Consider the following 19,655-nt stretch of genomic DNA (forward strand, 5'->3'; position numbering starts at 1 on the left):
CGCGGTTTTCCGGCCGTCCCCTCGGTACCGGCCCGGGCGGGTCCAGGTGCGGTTCTTCGCACAGGGGCCCTGCGCGTCCTACGGTGGTGGTCCGACGTCGCCCGAGCCCGCCCCCCCGCACAGGTCCGACACTCTCCTGGGAGATTCCGTTGCGCATGCTGATCAACGTCCCCGAAACCGTGGTCGCCGACGCGCTGCGCGGCATGGCCGCCGCCCACCCCGAACTGACCGTGGACGTCACGAACCGGGTCGTCGTACGCCGTGACGCACCCGTCGCCGGAAAGGTCGCCCTGGTCTCCGGCGGCGGGTCCGGGCACGAACCGCTGCATGCCGGGTTCGTCGGCCCCGGCATGCTCTCGGCGGCGTGTCCCGGCGAGGTGTTCACCTCACCCGTGCCGGACCAGATGGTGCGGGCCGCGGCCGCAGTGGACAGCGGGGCGGGCGTGCTGTTCATCGTGAAGAACTACACCGGTGACGTCCTCAACTTCGAGATGGCCGCCGAACTCGCCGACGAGGAGGGGGTGCGGGTCGCCCAGGTGCTCGTCAACGACGACGTCGCGGTGACCGACAGCCTCTTCACGGCCGGCCGGCGCGGCACCGGAGCGACCCTGTTCGTCGAGAAGATCGCCGGCGCGGCGGCCGATGAGGGCGCGCCGCTGGACCGGGTGGCGGCCTTGGCGCGCCAGGTCAACGAGGCTTCGCGGAGCTTCGGCGTGGCGCTGACCTCGGTCACCACCCCTGCCAAGGGCTCCCCCACCTTCGATCTCCCGCCCGGCGAACTCGAACTCGGGGTGGGGATCCACGGCGAGCCGGGACGGGAGCGGCGCCCGATGATGACCTCGCGGGAGATCGCGGACTTCGCGGTGGACGCGGTGCTGGAGGACCTGCGGCCGCACGGTCCGGTGCTCGCGCTCGTCAACGGGATGGGCTCGACGCCGCTGCTGGAGCTGTACGGCTTCAACGCCGAGGTGCAGCGGGTGCTCTCCGAGCGGGGCGTGGTCGTGGCTCGTACGCTCGTGGGGAACTATGTGACCTCGCTGGACATGGCGGGCTGTTCGGTGACGCTCTGCCAGGTGGACGAGGAGATGGTACGGCTCTGGGACGCGCCGGTGCAGACTCCCGCCCTGCGCTGGGGCCGTTGACCCACCGGTCTCCCGGACCGGGTGACCCCTTCCGTTCTCATTCATTCGATTCATTCGACGGACCGAGGAGAGCATGTGCTCGACGCCGATTTCTTCCATCGCTGGATGACCACGACCGCCGCGTCGGTCGACCGCGAGGCGGCACGTCTGACCGAGCTCGACTCCGCGATCGGGGACGCGGATCACGGCAGCAATCTGCAGCGCGGGTTCGCCGCGGTCGTGGCGGCCCTGGCCGAGGAGCCGCCGCAGACGCCGGGTGCCGTGCTCATGCTGGCCGGACGGCAGTTGATCTCGACCGTCGGCGGGGCCTCCGGGCCGCTGTACGGGACGCTGCTGCGGCGCACGGGGAAGGCGCTCGGCGAGGCGCCGGCCGTCACCGCCGAGGAGTTGGCGCAGGCGCTGGGAACGGGGGTCGCGGCGGTGGCCCAGCTGGGCGGGGCGCAGGCCGGTGACAAGACGATGCTCGACGCGCTGCTGCCCGCGGCGGAGGCGCTCGGGTCGTCGTTCGACGCGGGACGGGACGCGGCACTGGAGGGCGCGCTGGCGACCGTGCCTCTGCAGGCGCGCAAGGGCCGGGCCAGCTATCTCGGGGAGCGGAGCATCGGGCATCAGGATCCCGGGGCCACCTCGTCCGCGCTGCTGATCGCCGCGCTCGCGGAGACCGCCGCTGCGACCGGCGGTGACGTGTGAGCGGGGAGAAGCAGGTCGGGATCGTGCTGGTCTCGCACAGCGGTCCGGTGGCCGAGGCGGTGGCCGAGCTCGCCAGGGGGCTGGCGGCCGGTGGTGCGACGGCGCCGGTGGCCGCGGCCGGCGGGACTCCCGCGGGCGGGCTCGGCACCAGTTCGGAGCTCATCGCCCGGGCCGCCCGGTCGGTGGACGGCGGCGCGGGTGTCGCGGTGCTCGTCGACCTGGGCAGCGCCGTCCTCACGGTGAAGGCGATGCTCGCCGAGGGCGACGAACTCCCGGACGGGGCGAGGCTGGTGGACGCCCCGTTCGTGGAGGGCGCGGTGGCCGCGGTGGTCACGGCGTCCGCCGGCGGCGACCTCGACGCCGTGGCGGCGGCGGCCTCGGAGGCGTACGACTACCGCAAGGCCTGAGCGGCCGGTCAGGCACGGAGGTCGTTCACGCGGCCGAGGGTCCCCCGGCCGCGTGAGCGGGGGCGCGGTTGTCCTGCGGGACCACACTGGACGGTATGGCTTCCCACACGGCTCCCAGGCGCAGCGCCGGTCTCCTCCTGTTCCGAAGGCGCGGGCCCTCCTTCGAGGTCCTCATCGGTCATATGGGCGGGCCGTTCTGGGCGCGCCGGGAGAGCGCGGCGTGGTCGGTGCCGAAGGGCGAGTACGAGCCCGGGGAGACGGCACGGGCAGCGGCCGGGCGGGAGTTCGGGGAGGAGTTCGGCCGTCCGGTACCGGACGGTGCGTGGGTGGCGCTGGGTGAGTCGCGCCAGTCCGGCGGCAAGACCGTGACGGTGTGGGCGGTGGAGGCCGAGCTGGATCCGGCGGACGCCGTACCGGGGACGTTCACCATGGAGTGGCCGCGAGGCTCGGGCGTGCAGCGGGAGTTCCCGGAGATCGACCGGTTCGCCTGGTGCGCGCCGGAGGTCGCGGCCGAACGGCTCGTCAAGGGACAGCGGGTGTTCGTGGAGCGGCTGCGCGAACGGCTGGCGGACGGGCAGGGCCCGGACCGGCACGGCGAGGACTGAGGCCGCAGCCGTGGCGGCCCGGGCCCCCCGCCGTCCGGTGGTGCCCGCTCAGGTGCGGGCGACCGGCCGTCCCGCGTCGAGTTCCAGCCGGTCGCCGGTGAACCGGCCGCGGAAGCTGCGGTCGTGCGAGACGACCACGACGGCGCCCTCGTACGCCGCCAGCGCCGCTTCCAGCTCCTCCACCAGGTCCAGGGCGATGTGGTTGGTCGGTTCGTCCAGCACCAGCAGATCGGCGGGCCGGGTGACCAGCCGGGCCAGGGCCAGCCGCCGCTGCTGGCCGACGGAGAGCGCGGCGACGGGAACCGACAGGTCCTCGGGGCGGAAGAGGCCGGGCGCGAGGAGCAGGCCGGTGTACTCGCCGGCGTGGCCGGGCCGGCCGGCCGCGAAGGTCGCGAGCAGGGTGCGCCGGGTCGGCCGGACGGGGAGTTCCTGCGGGAGGTAGCCGATCCTGGCCCGGCGGCGCACCGTGCCCGTGTCGGGGGCGAGGTCCCCCGCCAGGACGCGCAGGAGGGTCGACTTCCCGGCCCCGTTGGGCCCGCTGACCAGGAGCCGCTGCCCGCGGTCCAGTCGCAGCGCGGGCAGGCTCAGCCGGTCGCCGACCGCGACGGAGGTGAGCTCCACGAGCGGTCCCCGGTCCCCCGCGCCCTCGTCGGCGAGGGCGAGTCCGGCGGAGAACCGCAACGGCTGCGGCGGCGCAGGCACGGGCGCCCTGCGGAGGGCTTCCAGCCGGGTCCTGGCCGCCCGGACCTGCCCGGACAGCTTCGCCTCGTGCGAGCGGCGGTGCTTCCCCCAGCCCTCCCCCGGGTCCTTGCCGGTGGCGGCGAGGCGCTGTCCTGCGGCGCCCACGAGCTCTTCGGTGCGGGCCAGTTCGTCCAGCCACTCCTGGTGTTCCTGCGCCCAGCGGCGGCGGGCCGCCGCCTTCGCGGTGCGGTAGCCGTCCCAGCCGTCCCCGTACCGGACGACGCCGCGCAGATCGCGGTCGACCTCGACGATGACGGTGGTGGTCCGTTCCAGGAACGCCCGGTCGTGGGTGATCACCACGAGAGTGCCGCGATGGGCGCGCAGGTGGTCCTCCAGCCAGGTGACGGCCCGGAGGTCGAGGTGGTTCGTCGGCTCGTCGAGGAGCAGCAGTTCGGGTGCTGCCGCCAGCACACAGGCGAGGGCGAGCCGGGACTGTTCACCGCCGGAGAGACTGCCGAGGGTGCGCTCCCGGGCCAGGTGCCCGATCCCGAGCCCGTGCAGTGCGGCGTCGGCCCGCGAGTCGGCGAGATATCCGCCGCGCTCCTCGTACTCCGTCAGCAGGTCTCCGTACGCGGCGAGTCGCGCGTCGTCGGCGCCGCCCGGTGCGGCGAGTGCCGCCTCCGCGTCGCGGATCCGCCGCTCCAGCGTGCGCAGTTCGGCGAGGGCGGTGTCGACGGCGTCCTGGACGGTGCGGGCGGGGTCGAGGGCGAGCGTCTGGGAGAGGTAGCCGGTGCCGCCGTCGAAGCGGACGGAGATCTCGCCGCTGTCCGGCGTCTCGGCACCGGCGATCAGCCGCAGGAGGGTGGACTTCCCGGAGCCGTTCTCGCCGATGACGCCGACGTGGTCGCCGGGGCGGACGGTGAGTGACACCTGGTCGAGGACTACGCGGTCTCCGTACGCCTTGGAGACGTCCTTGACGGTCAGCTGGGCGTGGTCGTGCTGGAGGGGCATGGGTGGTCTTCCCTGAAGGGTGCATGCCTCGGCGGCCCGTGACGGGGCGCGGCGGTCGGGGATTCCGGACGGTCCTGTGGGGGACGGCGGTGCGCGCGGTGAACCGTGCGTCGCGCGGCGGCGTCCCTGACGGAATCAGCGGAAGAAGTAGTACGAACCCATGGATGTCAGTGTAGTCACGGACCCGCGGGGGCTGTCAGGTCCTTTTCCCGGATCGGGTGCGGCTCGGTCCACACGGCGAGCGTGCGGGAACGGGCCTGCACCTACGGGGTCTCGCCCTGGGCGGTCTCGATGCTGCTGTGCAGGTCGTAGGTGGCGTCGAGCGCGGCGGCGCCCGACACCGCCAGGCAGGCAAGGAGGGTCGCGGCCGCGGCCCGGCCGATCCGCGGGCGCACGACGGGCCGGCCCAGCAGCGCGGCGACACGTCGTGGGACGGGTCCGGCGGCTGCCGGAAGCGCGCCTGCGGGGCGGGGTGCGGGCGGGGCTCCGGCGGACCCGGCGGCGAGTGCGGCCCGCCCGATCGCGCGGGCCGCCACCCGGCGGTCCCCGACGGCGAGCGCGGCCGCCTCGTCCGCACAGCGCTCCAGTGCGTAGCCCAGAGGGGCGCGCAGGGCGCGCAGCGCCGGATGGCAGCGCACGGACAGTTCGGCGAGCACGAGGTAGAGGTGGTGGCGGCCGGTGAGATGGGCGCGCTCGTGGGCCAGGAGCACGTCGCGTTCGGCGGGTTCGAGAGCGTGCAGCATGCCGGTGGTGACGACGATGCGTCCGGGGCTGCCCGGCCGCCCCGGCAAGGCGTAGGCGTCCGGGCGGCTGTCCCGCAGGACCGCCAGTTCGTCCCCGTCGTCGCCGTCATGGCGGGCCGCCCGGTGCAGTTGGCTCCAGTGGCCGCGCACCGCACGGGCCAGGGCCACGGCGCAGCACGCGAGCAGTGCGAGGGCGGCCGCCGCGAGCGGGACGGCGACGGCCGGCGCGGCAGCCGCCAGGGGGTGGACGAACTCACCCGCGGCGGCGACGACGGACAGCCGGCCGGCCCCCGGCACCACCAGCAGGGCCAGGGCGAGCACCGTGCACAGGGCCAGACCCGCCGCCGTCACGGCGAGGAGCCGCACGGCCCGTGCGGGCGCGAGCGCGTCGGCCAGCCGGCGTGCGGCGGGCACGACGACGAAGGGCGTCAGCAGGGGAATCCATACGGCGTAGATCATCGGGCGTCGCCGTCGAGGAGCTCGCGGAGCAGCTGCTCGTCCTCGTCCGTGAGCTGCGAGACGAACCGGGCGAGCACCGTGCCGCGGTCGTGCTCCTTGCGCAGTTCGCTGTGCATCCGGCGGGCGGTCAGTCCGGCCGCGTCCTCCGTGGGGGTGTACGCGAACCCGCGCCCCGCCCTGCTGCGGGTGACCGAGCCCTTCTCGTACAGGCGCGAAAGGATCGTGGTGACGGTGGTGCGGGCGAGTTCGGTGCCGATCTCCCGTTGCACCTGACCGGGTGTCAGCGGGGTCCCGGCCGCCCAGAGGGCCGCCAGGATCGTGGACTCCAGAGCGCCGGAGGAGCGTCGCTCGACCGCGGCGCGGTCCGTCGGGGCGGGCCCGGATCCGGGCGGGGACTGCGGGCCGGGGGCGGCCGGCACCTCCTGCTCGGGTGCGGCCCGGCCCGGCCGCGTGGAGGGCGTGGCGCCGTGCTCCCGGGGGTTGCTATCGCCACCCGGTATTCCGTTCACCTGGGACATGGAACTCTCCTCCCCGCCCGAGCGTCTACAGTGATGTAGACCGTCTACATCACTGTAGTCGGTCCGGGCGTTCCGCCGGTCCGCCCGCTCACCATTATGGGAGGCCGTCACCATGCCCGTTCTCCTGTCGGCGCCGCCGCCGTTGGCGGTGAACCCGCTGGACGCCGGTTCGCTGCTGTCGGCGTTCGGTGTGCTCGGCATCGCCGTCGTGCTCTTCGCCGAGACGGGTCTGCTCGTCGGCTTCTTCCTGCCGGGCGACTCACTGCTGTTCACGGCGGGGCTCCTGTGCGTGCCCGGGACCCACGGGCCGGTCGCTCTGTCGTTGCCCCAGGTACTGGTGGCCGCGGTGGCAGGTGCGCTGCTCGGCGCGCAGACCGGGTACGGGATCGGCAGGCGCGGCGGCCGCGCGCTGCTCGCCCGCCGGAGCGCCGGGCGGCTCCGCGAGGGCGCGGACCGCGCCGAGGAGCTGCTCGCCCGGTACGGGCACGGCCGTGCGATCGTGCTGGCCCGCTTCGTCCCCGTGGTGCGCACAGTGCTCAACCCCCTGGCCGGTGCGCTGAACGTGCCGGTGCGCCTCTTCACGCTGTGGCAGGCCGTCGGCGGTGTCATCTGGACGGCCGGCCTGGTCCTCGCCGGATACGGGCTGGGGTCCTCCGTGCCGAACATCGACCGCTATCTGCTGCCGGTCGTCGCCGTGGTGGTCGCGGTCTCCCTCATTCCCCTCGCCGCCGAGCTGCTCCGCTCCCGCGCCCGGCGCACCGCCGAAGGAGAAGGCCAGTGACGACGTCCGCATTCGCCGCCCCCTCGTTCGACGACGGCTTCTACACCTGGGTCACCGAGCTGGCCCAACGCTCCCCCGGCGGCCTGGACTCCGCCGTCCGGCTCTGGTCGGACTACGGGATGGTCCTGTTCGCCGTGCTGATGCTCGCGTCCTGGTGGCGCTCGCGCGGCGGCGATCCCGCGCGCACCGCGATGGCGCTGTGCGCGCCGCTCGTCGTGGTGTCCGCGTACCTCGTCAACGACGTGGTCAAGTCGGTCTTCCACGAACAACGGCCGTGCCGGACGCTGCATGTCGTGACGGTGGAGGCGTGCCCGCCACTGGGCGACTGGTCCTTCCCCAGCAATCACGCAGCCATCGCGGCAGCGGCGGCGACGGCGATCTGGCTGGCCGACCGCCGGCTGGGTGCGGCCGCGCTCACCGCCGCGCTGCTGATGGGCGCCTCCCGGGTCTGGGTCGGGGCGCACTACCCGCACGATGTGCTGATCGGGCTGCTGGCCGGCGCCCTGGTCGCCTGGCCGCTGACCTCGGCGGCGCGCCTCTGCGCCCCTGCGGTGGAACGGCTGCGCGACAGCCGGCTGCGCCCGCTGGTCACCGCTTCACGGTGAGCGGGGCCCTGTCCGAACGAAAGGGCCCAGGGCGTGTTTCGAAAGTCCCGCCTGCTCGGCGGCGTCTGGCACGCACGCTCGCCGCGCTGTCGGGATCACCCCGGCACATCCAGTATCGGGACCGTTCATTCATGCCTCCGGAACCGGCCTCCACGCGGGGGCCGTCGGCCTATCGTGTCGCCATGTCACTGGGTCACATAGTCCTGTTGTCCGGTCGGTGGATCCAGCTCGTCGAGCTGCGGATCTCCTCGACCTACGGGGGAATGCTGGCGGGCTACCCGTGCAAGCGGGTCAACGACCGGAGGATCAGCCGACTCCGGCAGCAGGCCGAGACCGCGTACCCCTCCACGCCGGTCCATCTCGTTCAGCCCACGCCCGAGTACCCGGACCGGGCCCCCGGCCGTCTCGGCCCCGTCGAGGTGCTGCCCGGTGTGGCCTGCGTCGGCCTCTTCGACTCCGCACCGCTCGCCACGGCGATGGACGGCTCCGTCCTGGCCGCGGCCTGGTTCCAGCCGGCCCCGGAGGTGCCGGCCGGCGAGAACGCGGATGCCGCGCTGCGCGCCATCACCTGGGAGGCTCTGGCCGAGGACTACGAGCTGTAGCGACCTGCGCTGATCGCGGCGTCGGCACGGCAGGCCGCCCGGGACGCCGTCCGGCCACCGCCACGCACGCCCTCGGAAAGCCCGGGGCTCGCCGATGAGTTCTCCGTTCGTGAACGGTCCGATCAGTGCCGCGACCGTTCTCGACAGGAGTGCCATGTCCACCATCCAGCCCGTGATCCTGACCGCCGACCAGGACGTCCTGCGCCGGTTCTACACGGACCTGTTCGGCGCCGAGGAGATCTTCCGGGTGCCGGCGGCAGGTCCGGCCTTCTACCTCGGCCTGCGCATCGGCGACACCGACCTCGGCCTGGTGACCAAGCCGGACCCGGGGGACGGGGCGGCGCCGAGGATCCTGCTCAGCATCGGTGTCGACGACGTCGACGAGACCCTCGGCCGGGTGGAGGCGCTGGGCGGCTCGGTCAGCAGCGGCCCCAAGGACATGCCGTGGGGGCAGAGGGTCGCCCACATCCGGGACCCCGACGGCAACGCGGTGAACGTCACGCAGGCGACCCCGGCGGAGTGACGTCACCTCGGCACACGTTCGGAGGGTGTGACCCCACGGCCCCCGCCGTGACGCCCCGCCCTCACCGCCCCGGCAGCCCCAGTTCCCCGGCCCTCAGTCCCGCCTGGAAGCGCGAGGCGGCCTGCAGCGTCACCATCAGGTCCGCCACGCGGCGGCGGTACGTCCGCAGGGAGACGTCCAGCCGACGGGCGGCCGACGCGTCGGTGAGGCCCGTGCTCAGGGCCTCCAGGATGGCGCGGGACTCCGGGTTCAGGTGCGGGGTGTCCGTCGCCAGGTACGTCGTGTAGTCCGCCGACCGGTTCCACATCGCGTCGAACAGCGAGTGGACGCCGTCGATCATGTTCTTCGACGTCGTCACGGAGTACTCGCGGCCGGCAGGCGCCTCGCGGCCGGCCAGGATCATGACGCGGCGGTCGATGATGATCGTCTCGTGCGGGAGCTCCGCGTCGGTGATGCGCACCTGGGCACCCGCGCCCAGCACCAGCCGCAGGTGGTCCCTGGTCGCCTCGTCCGTGAGGGCCGCCGGGGTGAGCAGCTTCCGGGTCGTGAAGTCGGGGCCCGGCGTCGTCCACGTCGCGGGCCGGGGCCACGTCGTCAGGGTGCGGGCGGCGCACAGGAACTCGTTGCGGGCCGATTCGAGGAGGTGTCCGGCGCGCGCCAGCAGCTCCGCGTCGCCGTGGACCGAGAAGATCTGTTCGTTCCGCATACCGCCAGTCTCGCAGCATCCCGCAGCCCGCAGGTCTGGCAGCAAGCTGCCACGCGCTGGGCCGCCCCGGCCCCCACGGAGAGCATGAAGCCATGACCACCACCACCTTCGCCCTCGGCGGCGACCTCCCCGTCAACCGTCTCGGCTTCGGCGCCATGCGGTTGCCCATGAGCACGTTCGACGGCCCCGCCCGCACCCCCGAGGACGGCATCGCGGTCCTCCGGCGGGCCGTCGAGCTGGGCGTGAACCACATCGACACCGCCGCCTTCTACGCCCGGGGCGACGTCCGCGCCAACGAACTGATCCGCGAGGCGCTCGCCCCCTACCCCGAGGACCTGGTCATCGCGACCAAGGTCGGCCCGCTCCCCGGCCCCGACGGCATGCCCAGCGGCCAGGCCACCCCCGACCAGCTGCGCGGCCTCGTCGAGGCGGACCTGCGCGCCCTCGGCGTCGACCGGCTCGACGTCGTCAACCTCCGCGTCGGCGGCATGAGCGGCCCCGGCGGCGAGTCCGTCGCCGAGCGGTTCGCCGTGCTCGCCGGGCTCCAGCGGGAGGGCCTCATCCGGCACCTGGGCGTCAGCAACATCGACGCCGCGCAGCTCGCGGAGGCGCGGTCCGTCGCGCCCGTCGCCTGCGTGCAGAATCCGTACGCCGACGACCTGGCGCTCCTCGCGGAGTGCGAGGCGGCGGGCATCGCGTACGTGCCGTTCTTCCTGCTCGGCGGCGGACGCGAGCCGTTGGACACCCGGCGCCTGGAGAAGGTCGCGGCCCGGCTGGACGCGACCGTCGCGCAGGTGCAGCTCGCCCTGCTGCTCGCCTCGTCACCGGTCATGCTCGCCATCCCCGGCACCGGGAACCTCGCGCACCTGGAGGAGAACATGGCGGCCCGCGACCTCACGCTCACGGACGAGGACCTGGCCGAGCTGCGCGGCTGACGCGGCCCGGTCGGCCCACGGCGGGTCCGCCGTCGGCGCCTCCGGCTCGCCGGCCAGGCGCGGCGTGTGGCAGCCGTCCGCCGCCACGTGGTGGATCTGCCCGGCAAGTGGGGTGCAGCAGGGCCAGGATCTCCGCACGTGTCCTGGGACATGACCAGCACTCTCGCAACGGAGCCTAGGCGCTGTGACCGGGGAGGCGGACGACGGCGAGGCCGCCGTCGAGGTCGACGGTGGTGCGGTGGGGCGGCGCGCCGTCCTCCTCGTCGTCACGCAGGAGCAGGGCGCTCTGGCGCTCCTTGAGCTCGCTCTGCTTGCCGGGCGAGAACGTCGCGTGCAGCTGCTCGAACCCGGTCGCCGAGATCTGGCCCTGCCGCGCGCTGTTGCGCCACGGCAGCAGACCGGCCCGTCCCGCGCGCAGCAGCAGCTGGTCGAGGAAGGCGGCGACGGTCAGCCCGATGACCAGCCCGGGCAGCGTCATCAGCACGAGGAATCCCATGCGGGCAGTGTCTCCGTATCCGTGGGAGGTGCGCAACGGTCCGCGGCACGCCACCGCGGGCCGGCGCGCGATGCGCCGGCCCGCGGGGACGGGCAGGGATCAGCCGTTGGGCAGGATGACCGCGCGGCCGTTGATCTTGCCGTCGTGCAGGCGCTCGTACGCCAGCGGAGCCTCGTCCAGCGTGTACGTCTCGACGTGCACCTCGACGGCGCCCGTGCGGGCCAGGTCGAGGACCTCGGCCAGTTCGGACCGGGAACCCCAGTACGGGGCGGTCACCGACGTGTTGAACGGCAGGGAGCCGAAGCCCACCGGCAGTGCTCCGCCGCCGATGCCGACGATCGTGACGTCGGAGTCGATGGCGGCCGCGGCGCCCGCCGTGGCGACGGTCGGCGGCGCCCCGACGAAGTCCAGGACGACCTGGGCACCGATGCCACCGGTCAGTTCACGGATCCGGTCCGCGGCGTGCGCGTCGGACAGGACGGTCTCGTGGGCACCGACCGTGCGGGCCAGCGCGAGCTTGTCCTCGGTGACGTCCAGGGCGATGACCCGGACGGCCGTCATGGCGCGCAGCAGCTGGATGGCGACGTGGCCGAGGCCGCCGGTGCCGATGACGACGGCGGTCGCGCCGGGGACCAGCTTGGGCAGCGAGCGCTTGATCGCGTGGTACGGGGTGAGGCCGGCGTCGGTGAGCGGCACGGCCTGGACCGGGTCGAGGTCGCCCAGCGGCACCAGGTGGCGCGGGTCGTCGACGATCATGTACTCGGCCATGGCGCCGGGCGCACCCAGTCCGGGCGGGTTGATGCCGAGCTCCTTGGCGCGCAGGCAGTAGTTCTCCTTGCCTTCCGCGCACTTGACGCAGGTACCGCAACCCCAGGGGCCGTAGACCGCGACGGAGTCGCCGACGGTCAGCCCCTCGACCCCGTCGCCGAGTGCGGCGATGGTCCCGACGCCCTCGTGTCCGAGGGTGAGCGGCAGCGGGAACGTCAGCTGCTCCGCGGGCCAGCTCATCACCGCGATGTCGGAGTGGCAGACGCCCGCTGCGGTGACCTTCAGCAGCACCTGGCCGGGCCCGGGCTCCGGGTCGGGCACGGTGACGACCTCGGGTGCGGCGCCGACGGTGCGGTACTGGACGGCTTTCATGGGTCCTCCTTGACTTCTGCTGTTCTCTTTCTCGCCCCCCTGTCCCCCGTCCGCCACTCAGGAGGCGGAGTAGCCGCCGTCCACCAGGTGGTAGCTGCCGTGGATGAAGGACGCGCGGTCGGAGAGCAGGAAGGCGGTGAGTTCCGCCACCTCCTCCGCGGTGCCGAGGCGTCCGGCCGGGTGCAGCGAGATGAGGTGGTCGCGGGCCGGGCCGTCCGTGTTGCGCAGCAGCGGGGTGTCGATGAAGCCGGGGCCCACCGCGTTGACGCGGACGTTCTGTGCCGCGTACTCGAGTGCCGCCGTCTTGGTGAGGCCGACGACGCCGTGCTTGGCGGCGACGTACGCCGGGGAGCCGGCGAAGCCGTTGGTGCCGAGGATCGACGACATGTTGACGATGGCGCCGCCGCCCGCGGCGACGATGGCCGGGAGCTCGTGGCGCATGGAGTAGAAGACGCCGCTCAGGTTGGTGGCGACGACCCGGTTCCAGTCATCGACGGCGTAGTCGCCGGTCGGGTTGCTCGGGCCGCCGATGCCGGCGTTGTTCACGGCGAGGTGCAGGGCTCCGAAGGTGTCGACGGCGAACCGCACACCCGCTTCGACGGAGGCCGGGTCGGTGACGTCCATGGCCACGGCGGCGGCCTTGGCGCCGGTCGCCTCCAGGGCGGCGACCGCCTTGCGGGCGCTCTCCTCGTCGTAGTCGGCGACGACGACGGACGCGCCGGCGGCGGCGAGCCGGTGGGAGAGGGCCAGACCGATGCCGGAGGCCCCTCCGGTGACGAGGGCGGTGCGGCCGGCGAACTCCTGGTCGGCGGGGGTGGGGGTGGTGCTCATGATGTTCCGTTTCCTTCCGTGGTGCTGTGTGACGCCGGTCCGGCGGGCGGCTGCGTGAGCAGGTCCGCCGCAAGGACGTCGAATGCCTGCTCGACGAGCCGGGGCAGCTCTTCGGGGCAGCCTCCGCGCACCCAGGCGGCCTGGGCGGCGAGGAGCGCTCCGGCTCCGGCGGCGACCGTGACGGCGGGGCGGATGTCCTGCCGCGGGTCGACGCCGAGCCGGTCGGCGATGAGGGTGACCGAGTCCTCCTGGGCGTCCACCCGGATGTGGTGGAACGCCGCGTAGAGGGTCGGTTCCCGCTGGGCGAGGACCAGCAGTTCGAAGATCCTCGGGCGGCGGTGCCAGGCCTGCGCCCCGGGGTCCGCGAGCCAGTCCAGAACGGCCCGGCGGTACGCGGTGAGCGGCGGTTCGCCGGCGGGACGGGCCCGCAGGGCGTCGTTGATCCGGTCGCCGTCGCCGCGGACCGAGTCCAGGACGGCGGCTTCCTTGCTCGCGAAGTACCGGCTGAACGTGCGGCGGTCGACGTCCGCGCGCTCCGCGATCTCCTCGACCGTCACGTCCTTCAGACCCCGGTCGAGCACGAGCTCGATCGCGGCCTGGGCCAGCGTGTCCCGGGTCCGGCGGGCCTTGCGGCTCCGCCTCTCCGGTGTCTTCCGTTCCGCGTTCATACATGCACCGTACACCCAGAAATGTCCCGGCGCGACATAAGTCGCATCGGGACATAGTGAGGGCGCGCGGAGGCTCGGTCTCCGGCAGGACCTGGAGGTACGGGGCAGCGCCGTCAGCGGCCGCTGAACACCTCGGCGGCCCGCTGTGCGCCCCGACCGGGCAGGGCGGAGCGGTGCACGCCGGACGGCGTCCGGCGCAGGGCGAGCACGGCGATGTCATCGCGGCGCACTCCTCCGGAGAACTCCTCCAGGTCGGCGTGGAGCGCGTCGAGCAGTTCCCGGGGACCCAGGCCCGCCCAGCGGTCGAGCCGGGTGTCCAGCGGGTAGAAGGTGCCGGCGGCGTCCCGGGCCTCGGTCACTCCGTCGGTGAACATCAGGAGCGTCGCACCGGGCGGGAAGTCCAGCCGTTCCGTGACGCGCGCCTCGCTGCTGAGCTCCGCCATGCCCAGCGGCACCGAGGTGCGGCGCAGCGGGACGGGGCCCGCCACTCCGTCGTGCAGCAGCCGGGGCGGCAGATGGCCGCAGTTGACGGCCTGGACGCGTCCCGCGCCGTCGAGACCGAGCACCAGGGCGGTGACGAAGCGTTCGAGCTCGCCGGTCTGGGCGGAGAAGGCGTTGTGCCGGGCCACCGCGTCCTCCAGGGCGTCGACGACACCGGTCAGGGTGGGTTCGCGGATGGCCGCCTCGCGGAACGCGCCGAGTACGGCGAAGCCCGCGCCGATAGCGGCGAGCCCCTTGCCCTGGACGTCGCCGATGATCACCCGGGTCCCGTAGGGCGACTGGACGACCTCGTAGATGTCGCCGCCGACCAGGCGGTCCTCCTCGATCGGCGCGTAGGTGCCGTGGGCGGCGACCTGGTCGGTCAGGATGGGCAGCGGGCGCAGGATCTGGCGCTGGAGCGCGACGGCGGCGGAGCGCAGCCTGGCTATCTCGGTGGCGTGGCGGATGCGCAGCTTGCAGGCGCCGACGCCGAGGAAACACGCCAGCACCGTGAACAGCACGCTGCTGGTGATGTCCCAGAACGTCCCGCCGGACATCAGCCGCGAGATGACGGCCACCACCATGATCCAGGAGGCCACGCCCACGGTCTGCCGGACCGTGCCGAAGACGGAGACGAGCGCGGGCACGACGACCAGGAGCGGCACGATGCGCAGTTCGTCGCCCGAGCCCATGTCGAGCAGGACGATCACCGCGATGAGCAGGGCCAGACCGCCGAACAGCGCCCGGTTGCCGACCCTCGGCGCCAGCACGGCCGCCTCTCCGGGGTCCAGCCCCGGGAGCACGGGTTCCCGTGTCTTCGGCTGGTGCTGAAGCCCGATCGTCACGGCGGTGTCCTCCCTGGGATGTGCCGGCCCGCTGCCGGCGTTCATTCCCAGTGCACCCGAGCCGCCACGGTCGGCACACGAGGCTTACGGCCCCAGCCGTCGCGCCGAAGGTCCCGGAACCGGCTTCGGCAACAGCCATCGACCCGGGCTCGGCGGCCCGGAGGTCCCGGGCCGGGGTCCGGGGCCCCGGCCGAAGGCCACGGCCCGGGGCCCCCGGGAGCCGGAGGTCCCGGGCCGGCCGTCAGCGCGTGACTGCCTCACGGACGTCGTCCCGTACGGTGCCGGACCGGCGTACCGGCGGGTGCTCCGGTACGAGCGCCGAGAGGAACGGCGTACGGCGGCGGAGCGCGAAGCCGAGCGCCTCGTAGAGCCGGACGGCGTTGGTGTTGGAGGCGGCGGCGTGCAGGAACGGCGTCTCGCCGCGTTCCCTGATCTCGTGGGCGACGGCCCGCACGAGTCCGCCGGCGAGCCCCTGCCCGCGCACGGACTCGTCCGTGCAGACGCCGCTGATCTCGCTCCAGCCGGGCGGGCGCATGCGTTCGCCCGCCATGGCGACCAGCACACCGTCGCGCCGCACACCGAGGTAGGTGCCGAGCTCGACTGTGCGGCGCTCGAAGGGGCCGGGCCGGGTCCGGGCGACGAGGTCCAGCATCTCCGGCACATCGGCGGATCCGAGCCGTACGGCCTCCGGGAACGGGGCGGCGTCCACTCCGGCGTCGACGAGCTGGACGCCCTCGGCGTGGAAGACGACCTCCCAGTCGTCCGGCGGCGGCTCGTGGAACGCGGTGATGGTGACGGAGCCGCCGGGTCCGGCGAGTGCCGCGGCGTCGGCCCAGTCGGCGGCCTCCGGGCGGTCCGGCAGGGCGATCCAGGGGGTGACGTCCGGCGGGTAGCGCAGGATGCGGCCGCGGCGCTCGGCGAAGTGGGCGTGCGGCCCCCTCAGCGCGGTGCCCACCGGGTCGTCCAGGGGATGCGCACCCCCGCCGGCGCCGGCCGGGTCGATTCGTTCGGGACTCACGCGGTCACCTCGATCACGATCTTCCCGAGCGCATGACCGCTCTCCACCGCGCGCAGCGCCTCGCCCGCGCCGGCGAGCGGGAAGGTCCGGGTGACGAACGTGCGCAGGACACCGGAGACGACGAGCTTCGCCACCTCGTCGAGCACGGCCGCGTTCCTGGCCCGTTCGACGGCCGCCCCGCCGAGCTCCACCGCGAGGGGCTTGCCGCCGGCGCTGATCAGCGTGGCGGGGTCGGAGAGCAGCGGGGCCACCTCGCGCAGCGTGTCGCCGCCGACGAGGTCGAAGACCGCGTCGACACCGTCGGGCGCCGCCGCTCGGACCCGGTCGGCGAGTCCGGGGCCGGAGGCGACGTGCACGGCGCCGAGCGACTCGACGAAGTCCTTCTTGGCCGCGCTCGCGGCGCCGATGACCCGCACCCCCGCGTGGCGGGCGAGCTGGACCGCGGCGGTGCCGACACCGCCGCCGGCGCCGGTGACCAGGAGCGTGGCCCCCGGGGCGAGGCCGAGCTGACGCACCCCGTCGTACGCGGTGGCGGCCGCGACCGGCAGCACCGCCGCGTCGGCGAACGGGAGCCCGGCCGGCTTGTGCGCGGTCACCGAGACGGGCAGCAGCGTGTGTTCGGCGTACCCGCCGGTCACCGGGTTGCCGAAGACCTCGTCGCCGGGCGCGAATCCCTCGACGCCCGGGCCGACCGCCTCGACGACCCCCGCGGCCTCGCTGCCGAGCACGGTGGGGAACGGCTGGGGCTCGCTGCCGGGCCTGGTGTAGCCCGCGCGCAGCTTCCAGTCCACCGGGTTGACCCCCGCCGCCCTGACGGCGACGAGCAGTTCCCCGGGGCCGGGCACCGGCGTGTCCTGGTCCACGAGGGCCTCCACCTCCGGTCCGCCGTTGCGGGTGAAGACGTACGCCTTGGACATGGTCTGCCTCTCTCTGTTCGGGCACGGGCACCCGGGCCGGACACCGGACGCCCCGACAGCAGCAAGTCCGTTCCCCTCGCACGTATTCCCGGCGGCGGGTGTGTTCACAGGGCCGCAATGACCACGCGGGTGCGACGGGGCGCGGGCCGGAGTCAGCCGGAGGTGGAGCGCAGCACCAGGGTCACGAAGCCCCATGTCTCCCGGTAGCCGCGCAGCCACTCGGTGCGGCGGGTCGCCGCCGTTTCGAGCACCTCCGCGCTGTCCGGGTGCGCGGGGTTGTCCAGTGCCCAGGAGGCGAGGGATCCCCAGCAGGCCCACTCGTAGGCGTCCAGTTCGCCCCGCGAGCTGATGTGGCCGTGGACGGGTGTCCAGCCGTCGGCGGCGACCAGGTCCAGGGTGGTCGCCAGGTCGGAGAAGTCCCCGAGCATCTCGACGGCCTCCGGTGCCGGTTCGCGTTCCCAGTAGCCGTCACCGATCAGTACGCGGCCGCCGGGAGCGAGGTGCTCGCGGGCGGCCGCGAGGGTCGGCAGCAGTCCGCCGAAGACATGCGCGGCCCCGACGCTGAGGACGAGGTCGAACGGGTCCTGGGAGGTGAAAGCGGCGCCGTCCTGTTGGTGCAGCACGAGGCGCCCGCGCACACCGAGCCGGTCGGCGGCCTCGCCCGCCAGCCGGAGGGAGCCCTCGGAGATGTCGACGCCCTCGGCCCGCAGGCCGGGGTGCCCGTCCAGGGCGCGCAGGAGCCATTCCCCTCCCCCGCAGCCCAGATCGAGCGCCCGCGCGTCACCGTGGGGGACGGCATGGCGGAGAAGCCGTGTCACCGAGTCGTCGTCGAGCGGGGCCTTGACCGGGTGGGCGGCATGGGCGAGCGCGGAGATGTGGTCATGGTTCACCGGCGCAGCCTGACAGCGCCCCCGGCCGTGCGCACGTCGTTTTCGCTGCCGCCCGGGCGGCCCGGCGCGCAATGCCGGCTCTGTGCGGTCACCATCCGACGGCCATATCCACCCGTCGAGAACACGGAGAGCTCTACACCCCTTTCATGGCATAAGTGACGATCTGATGTCCACGTTTCGGACAGTTATTAGCCACCCTTTGACGCCCTCAAAGCCTTCGGATACTGTCCACGCCCAGTTGGGCAGCATCAGTGGACGAAGCGAAATGGATGGTTCCCGATGACTTCGGAACCGGGTGGCACTCTCAGCCGACGCCGAATGCTGGGCCTCGCCGGCATGGGCGCCCTCGCCGCGTCCGGTGTGCTCGCCGCGTGTGCGCCCCCGCCCGCGAAGGACTCCGGGGACGGCGCGGCAGGCTCGGGGACCGGTGCGCAGGGCGCCGACGCGCAGATCGGCACCCTCACGCTCGCTCTGCCGTCGTCGCTCTCCAGCCTCGACGTGGGCCGCGAGTCCGGCGTCCTCAACTACCTGGTCGCGGTGCTCGCCCAGGAGTCCCTGCTGTCGGTCGACCCGTCCGGAAAGCTGGGGCCGGGACTCGCCGCGTCGTGGAAGCAGCCCGACGCCAGGACGTATGTGTACACCCTGCGCCGCGGGGTCACGTTCACCGACGGCAGCCCGTTCACCGCGGACGACGTGGTGGCCTCCGTCGAGGCCATCAGGGACCCGAAGAACGGTTCCGCCCTCGGTTACGCCTACGCGGGCGTCGAGTCCGTGAGGGCCTCCGGCGACCACGAGGTCACCATCCGGCTGAAGGCCCCGGACGCGATGTTCGCCTGGACGACGACGGCGGGCGGTCTCCTCGTGAGCAGCCGCGCCTTCCTCACCCGCAACCAGGGGCGGATCGGTACGTCGAAGACGCTGCTGCTGGGGACCGGCCCGTACCGGATCACCGAGTTCGCCGCCGACGACCACGTCCTGCTGGAGCGCAACGACGCCTGGTGGGGCGAGAGGCCCGCCGTGCGGAAGCTGAAGCTCTCCTTCGTGCCGGACGCGGGTACGCGGCTGGTCGCGATGAAGTCCGGCGCGGTGGACGGCGCCCTGAGCCTCGCGTCGGACGAGGCCCGCGGCTGGGAGTCGAGCGCGCGCGTCACGTACACCGGCGACCGTTCCGTGGTGTCGCTCGCGTTCGACACGTCCCGAGCACCGTTCGACGACGTGCACGTCCGCCGCGCCATCGCCCACGCGGCCGACCGCACGGGCATGGTGAAGGGCATCCTGCACGGCAAGGCCGAGGTCGCCGACGCGCTGCCCTCCCGCGAGATGTGGGGCGATCTGCTGCCGGCGGACGAGGTCCGCTCCGGCTACGACGCGATCCCCTCCCCGGACTTCGACCTGGCGGCCGCACGGACCGAGCTGGCCAGGTCCTCGGCGAAGGACGGCTTCACGGCCGAACTCCACTACCCCAACAGCGGTCCCCAGCTGGGCAAGGCGGCGCTCGCACTCGCCGCCTCGCTCAAGAAGATCGGCATCACACTGAACGTCAAGGAGATCACCCTGGAGCAGTGGGTGGCGGAGCTCGGCTCCGGCAAGCAGCCCCTGCAGTTCCTGTGGTACTTCCCCGTCACCGGCGACCCGGCCGAACTCGCGGACCCGTACCTCAACGCGGCGGCCACCGCGACGGACATCGCGCACTACGACAACACGGCGGTCAACTCCGCCCTGGACACCGCGAAGACCGCGACGGACAAGGACGTCCGCGCCCGGGAACTGATGAAGGCCGTACGGACCGCGGGCGCCGAACTCCCCTACCTGCCCCTGTGGTGGGCACAGACCGCGTCCGCGTTCTCCGAGGAGTTCGTGCTGCTGGACCAGGGGCCGTTCGCGTTCATCGGCCCGTGGGCGACCCGCATCCGCAAGTCCGCCTGACCCGCCGCCACTGCCACTTCCAAGGAACGGACCCCC

22 protein-coding genes are annotated in these 19,655 nt (G+C 73.6%); 10 read left to right on the forward strand and 12 right to left on the reverse strand.

Annotated features, from left to right (window positions below; all coding sequences use genetic code 11):
* Positions 1-155 precede the first annotated feature (155 nt).
* The 4 genes from dhaK (at position 156) to OG408_RS03600 (ending at position 2,844) form a co-directional block, all read left to right on the forward strand.
* Positions 156-1,142: a dihydroxyacetone kinase subunit DhaK gene (gene dhaK / locus OG408_RS03585; RefSeq protein ID WP_266786957.1), complete on the forward strand. Its 987-nt coding sequence runs from the start codon at positions 156-158 to the stop codon at positions 1,140-1,142.
* Between the two features lie 75 nt (positions 1,143-1,217).
* Positions 1,218-1,832, forward strand: coding sequence for a dihydroxyacetone kinase subunit DhaL (gene dhaL, locus OG408_RS03590; protein ID WP_266786955.1), 615 nt, complete (start codon positions 1,218-1,220; stop codon positions 1,830-1,832).
* Positions 1,829-2,239 carry a PTS-dependent dihydroxyacetone kinase phosphotransferase subunit DhaM gene (locus tag OG408_RS03595; protein ID WP_266786953.1) on the forward strand — a complete coding sequence of 137 codons (411 nt, stop codon included), beginning with the start codon at positions 1,829-1,831 and terminating at the stop codon, positions 2,237-2,239. The genes dhaL and OG408_RS03595 overlap by 4 nt, the downstream gene beginning before the upstream one ends.
* Positions 2,240-2,334: 95 nt before the next feature.
* Positions 2,335-2,844, forward strand: coding sequence for an NUDIX domain-containing protein (locus OG408_RS03600; protein WP_326668135.1), 510 nt, complete (start codon positions 2,335-2,337; stop codon positions 2,842-2,844).
* Between the two features lie 48 nt (positions 2,845-2,892).
* On the opposite strand, the gene abc-f is transcribed toward OG408_RS03600, so the two are convergent.
* From abc-f to OG408_RS03615, 3 genes are all read right to left on the reverse strand, one after another.
* Positions 2,893-4,536 (reverse strand): ribosomal protection-like ABC-F family protein, encoded by a 1,644-nt coding sequence (gene abc-f / locus OG408_RS03605; RefSeq protein WP_326668137.1) that lies wholly within the window; start codon positions 4,534-4,536, stop codon positions 2,893-2,895.
* Between the two features lie 263 nt (positions 4,537-4,799).
* The gene (locus OG408_RS03610) at positions 4,800-5,738 is read right to left on the reverse strand and encodes a M56 family metallopeptidase (protein ID WP_266786947.1); all 939 of its coding nucleotides are present in this window, start codon (positions 5,736-5,738) and stop codon (positions 4,800-4,802) included.
* Positions 5,735-6,067 (reverse strand): BlaI/MecI/CopY family transcriptional regulator, encoded by a 333-nt coding sequence (locus OG408_RS03615; RefSeq protein ID WP_266787591.1) that lies wholly within the window; start codon positions 6,065-6,067, stop codon positions 5,735-5,737. The genes OG408_RS03610 and OG408_RS03615 overlap by 4 nt, the downstream gene beginning before the upstream one ends.
* Before the next feature lie 301 nt (positions 6,068-6,368).
* On the opposite strand from OG408_RS03615, the gene OG408_RS03620 reads away from it, so the two are divergent.
* From OG408_RS03620 to OG408_RS03635, 4 genes are all read left to right on the forward strand, one after another.
* The gene (locus tag OG408_RS03620; protein ID WP_266786945.1) at positions 6,369-7,037 is read left to right on the forward strand and encodes a DedA family protein; all 669 of its coding nucleotides are present in this window, start codon (positions 6,369-6,371) and stop codon (positions 7,035-7,037) included.
* Positions 7,034-7,642, forward strand: a complete 609-nt coding sequence (locus tag OG408_RS03625) for a phosphatase PAP2 family protein (protein ID WP_326668141.1) — start codon at positions 7,034-7,036, stop codon at positions 7,640-7,642. Before OG408_RS03620 ends, OG408_RS03625 begins: the two co-directional genes overlap by 4 nt.
* 182 nt (positions 7,643-7,824) lie before the next feature.
* On the forward strand, positions 7,825-8,244 hold the full coding sequence (locus OG408_RS03630) for a hypothetical protein (RefSeq protein ID WP_326668143.1): 420 nt from the start codon (positions 7,825-7,827) through the stop codon (positions 8,242-8,244).
* A gap of 154 nt (positions 8,245-8,398) precedes the next feature.
* A complete protein-coding gene (locus OG408_RS03635) occupies positions 8,399-8,767 on the forward strand; it encodes a VOC family protein (protein ID WP_326668145.1) in 369 nt (122 codons plus the stop codon).
* 61 nt (positions 8,768-8,828) lie between these two features.
* Here the strand turns inward: OG408_RS03635 and OG408_RS03640 are convergent, their stop codons facing one another.
* Positions 8,829-9,473 carry a DNA-binding response regulator gene (locus OG408_RS03640; protein WP_326668147.1) on the reverse strand — a complete coding sequence of 215 codons (645 nt, stop codon included), beginning with the start codon at positions 9,471-9,473 and terminating at the stop codon, positions 8,829-8,831.
* A 92-nt stretch (positions 9,474-9,565) separates the two neighbouring features.
* On the opposite strand from OG408_RS03640, the gene OG408_RS03645 reads away from it, so the two are divergent.
* On the forward strand, positions 9,566-10,408 hold the full coding sequence (locus OG408_RS03645; protein ID WP_266786935.1) for an oxidoreductase: 843 nt from the start codon (positions 9,566-9,568) through the stop codon (positions 10,406-10,408).
* A 175-nt stretch (positions 10,409-10,583) separates the two neighbouring features.
* Here the strand turns inward: OG408_RS03645 and OG408_RS03650 are convergent, their stop codons facing one another.
* The 8 genes from OG408_RS03650 to OG408_RS03685 all read right to left on the reverse strand — a co-directional run bounded on the left by OG408_RS03650 (position 10,584) and on the right by OG408_RS03685 (position 17,693).
* Entirely contained in the window at positions 10,584-10,904 is a 321-nt protein-coding gene (locus tag OG408_RS03650) for a DUF6191 domain-containing protein (RefSeq protein WP_266786933.1), read from the reverse strand.
* A 99-nt stretch (positions 10,905-11,003) separates the two neighbouring features.
* Entirely contained in the window at positions 11,004-12,044 is a 1,041-nt protein-coding gene (locus OG408_RS03655; RefSeq protein ID WP_326668152.1) for an NAD(P)-dependent alcohol dehydrogenase, read from the reverse strand.
* Between the two features lie 57 nt (positions 12,045-12,101).
* Complete coding sequence (locus OG408_RS03660; RefSeq protein ID WP_266786929.1) at positions 12,102-12,875, reverse strand: SDR family NAD(P)-dependent oxidoreductase; 774 nt, start codon at positions 12,873-12,875, stop codon at positions 12,102-12,104.
* Positions 12,872-13,543: a TetR family transcriptional regulator gene (locus tag OG408_RS03665; RefSeq protein WP_266786927.1), complete on the reverse strand. Its 672-nt coding sequence runs from the start codon at positions 13,541-13,543 to the stop codon at positions 12,872-12,874. The genes OG408_RS03660 and OG408_RS03665 overlap by 4 nt, the downstream gene beginning before the upstream one ends.
* Before the next feature lie 113 nt (positions 13,544-13,656).
* The gene (locus tag OG408_RS03670; RefSeq protein WP_326668157.1) at positions 13,657-14,868 is read right to left on the reverse strand and encodes a PP2C family protein-serine/threonine phosphatase; all 1,212 of its coding nucleotides are present in this window, start codon (positions 14,866-14,868) and stop codon (positions 13,657-13,659) included.
* A gap of 241 nt (positions 14,869-15,109) precedes the next feature.
* Positions 15,110-15,886: a GNAT family N-acetyltransferase gene (locus OG408_RS03675; RefSeq protein WP_326668159.1), complete on the reverse strand. Its 777-nt coding sequence runs from the start codon at positions 15,884-15,886 to the stop codon at positions 15,110-15,112.
* Positions 15,883-16,803: an NADP-dependent oxidoreductase gene (locus OG408_RS03680; RefSeq protein ID WP_285571287.1), complete on the reverse strand. Its 921-nt coding sequence runs from the start codon at positions 16,801-16,803 to the stop codon at positions 15,883-15,885. Before OG408_RS03680 ends, OG408_RS03675 begins: the two co-directional genes overlap by 4 nt.
* A gap of 152 nt (positions 16,804-16,955) precedes the next feature.
* On the reverse strand, positions 16,956-17,693 hold the full coding sequence (locus OG408_RS03685; protein WP_285571290.1) for an SAM-dependent methyltransferase: 738 nt from the start codon (positions 17,691-17,693) through the stop codon (positions 16,956-16,958).
* Positions 17,694-17,972: 279 nt separating this feature from the next.
* Here OG408_RS03685 and OG408_RS03690 point away from each other — a divergent pair, with 279 nt between their 5' ends.
* Positions 17,973-19,619 carry an ABC transporter substrate-binding protein gene (locus tag OG408_RS03690; protein ID WP_326668164.1) on the forward strand — a complete coding sequence of 549 codons (1,647 nt, stop codon included), beginning with the start codon at positions 17,973-17,975 and terminating at the stop codon, positions 19,617-19,619.
* Positions 19,620-19,655: the final 36 nt, after the last annotated feature.

The organism is Streptomyces sp. NBC_01257, assembly GCF_035917255.1.
In the GTDB taxonomy this organism is placed as follows: Bacteria; Actinomycetota; Actinomycetes; order Streptomycetales; family Streptomycetaceae; genus Streptomyces.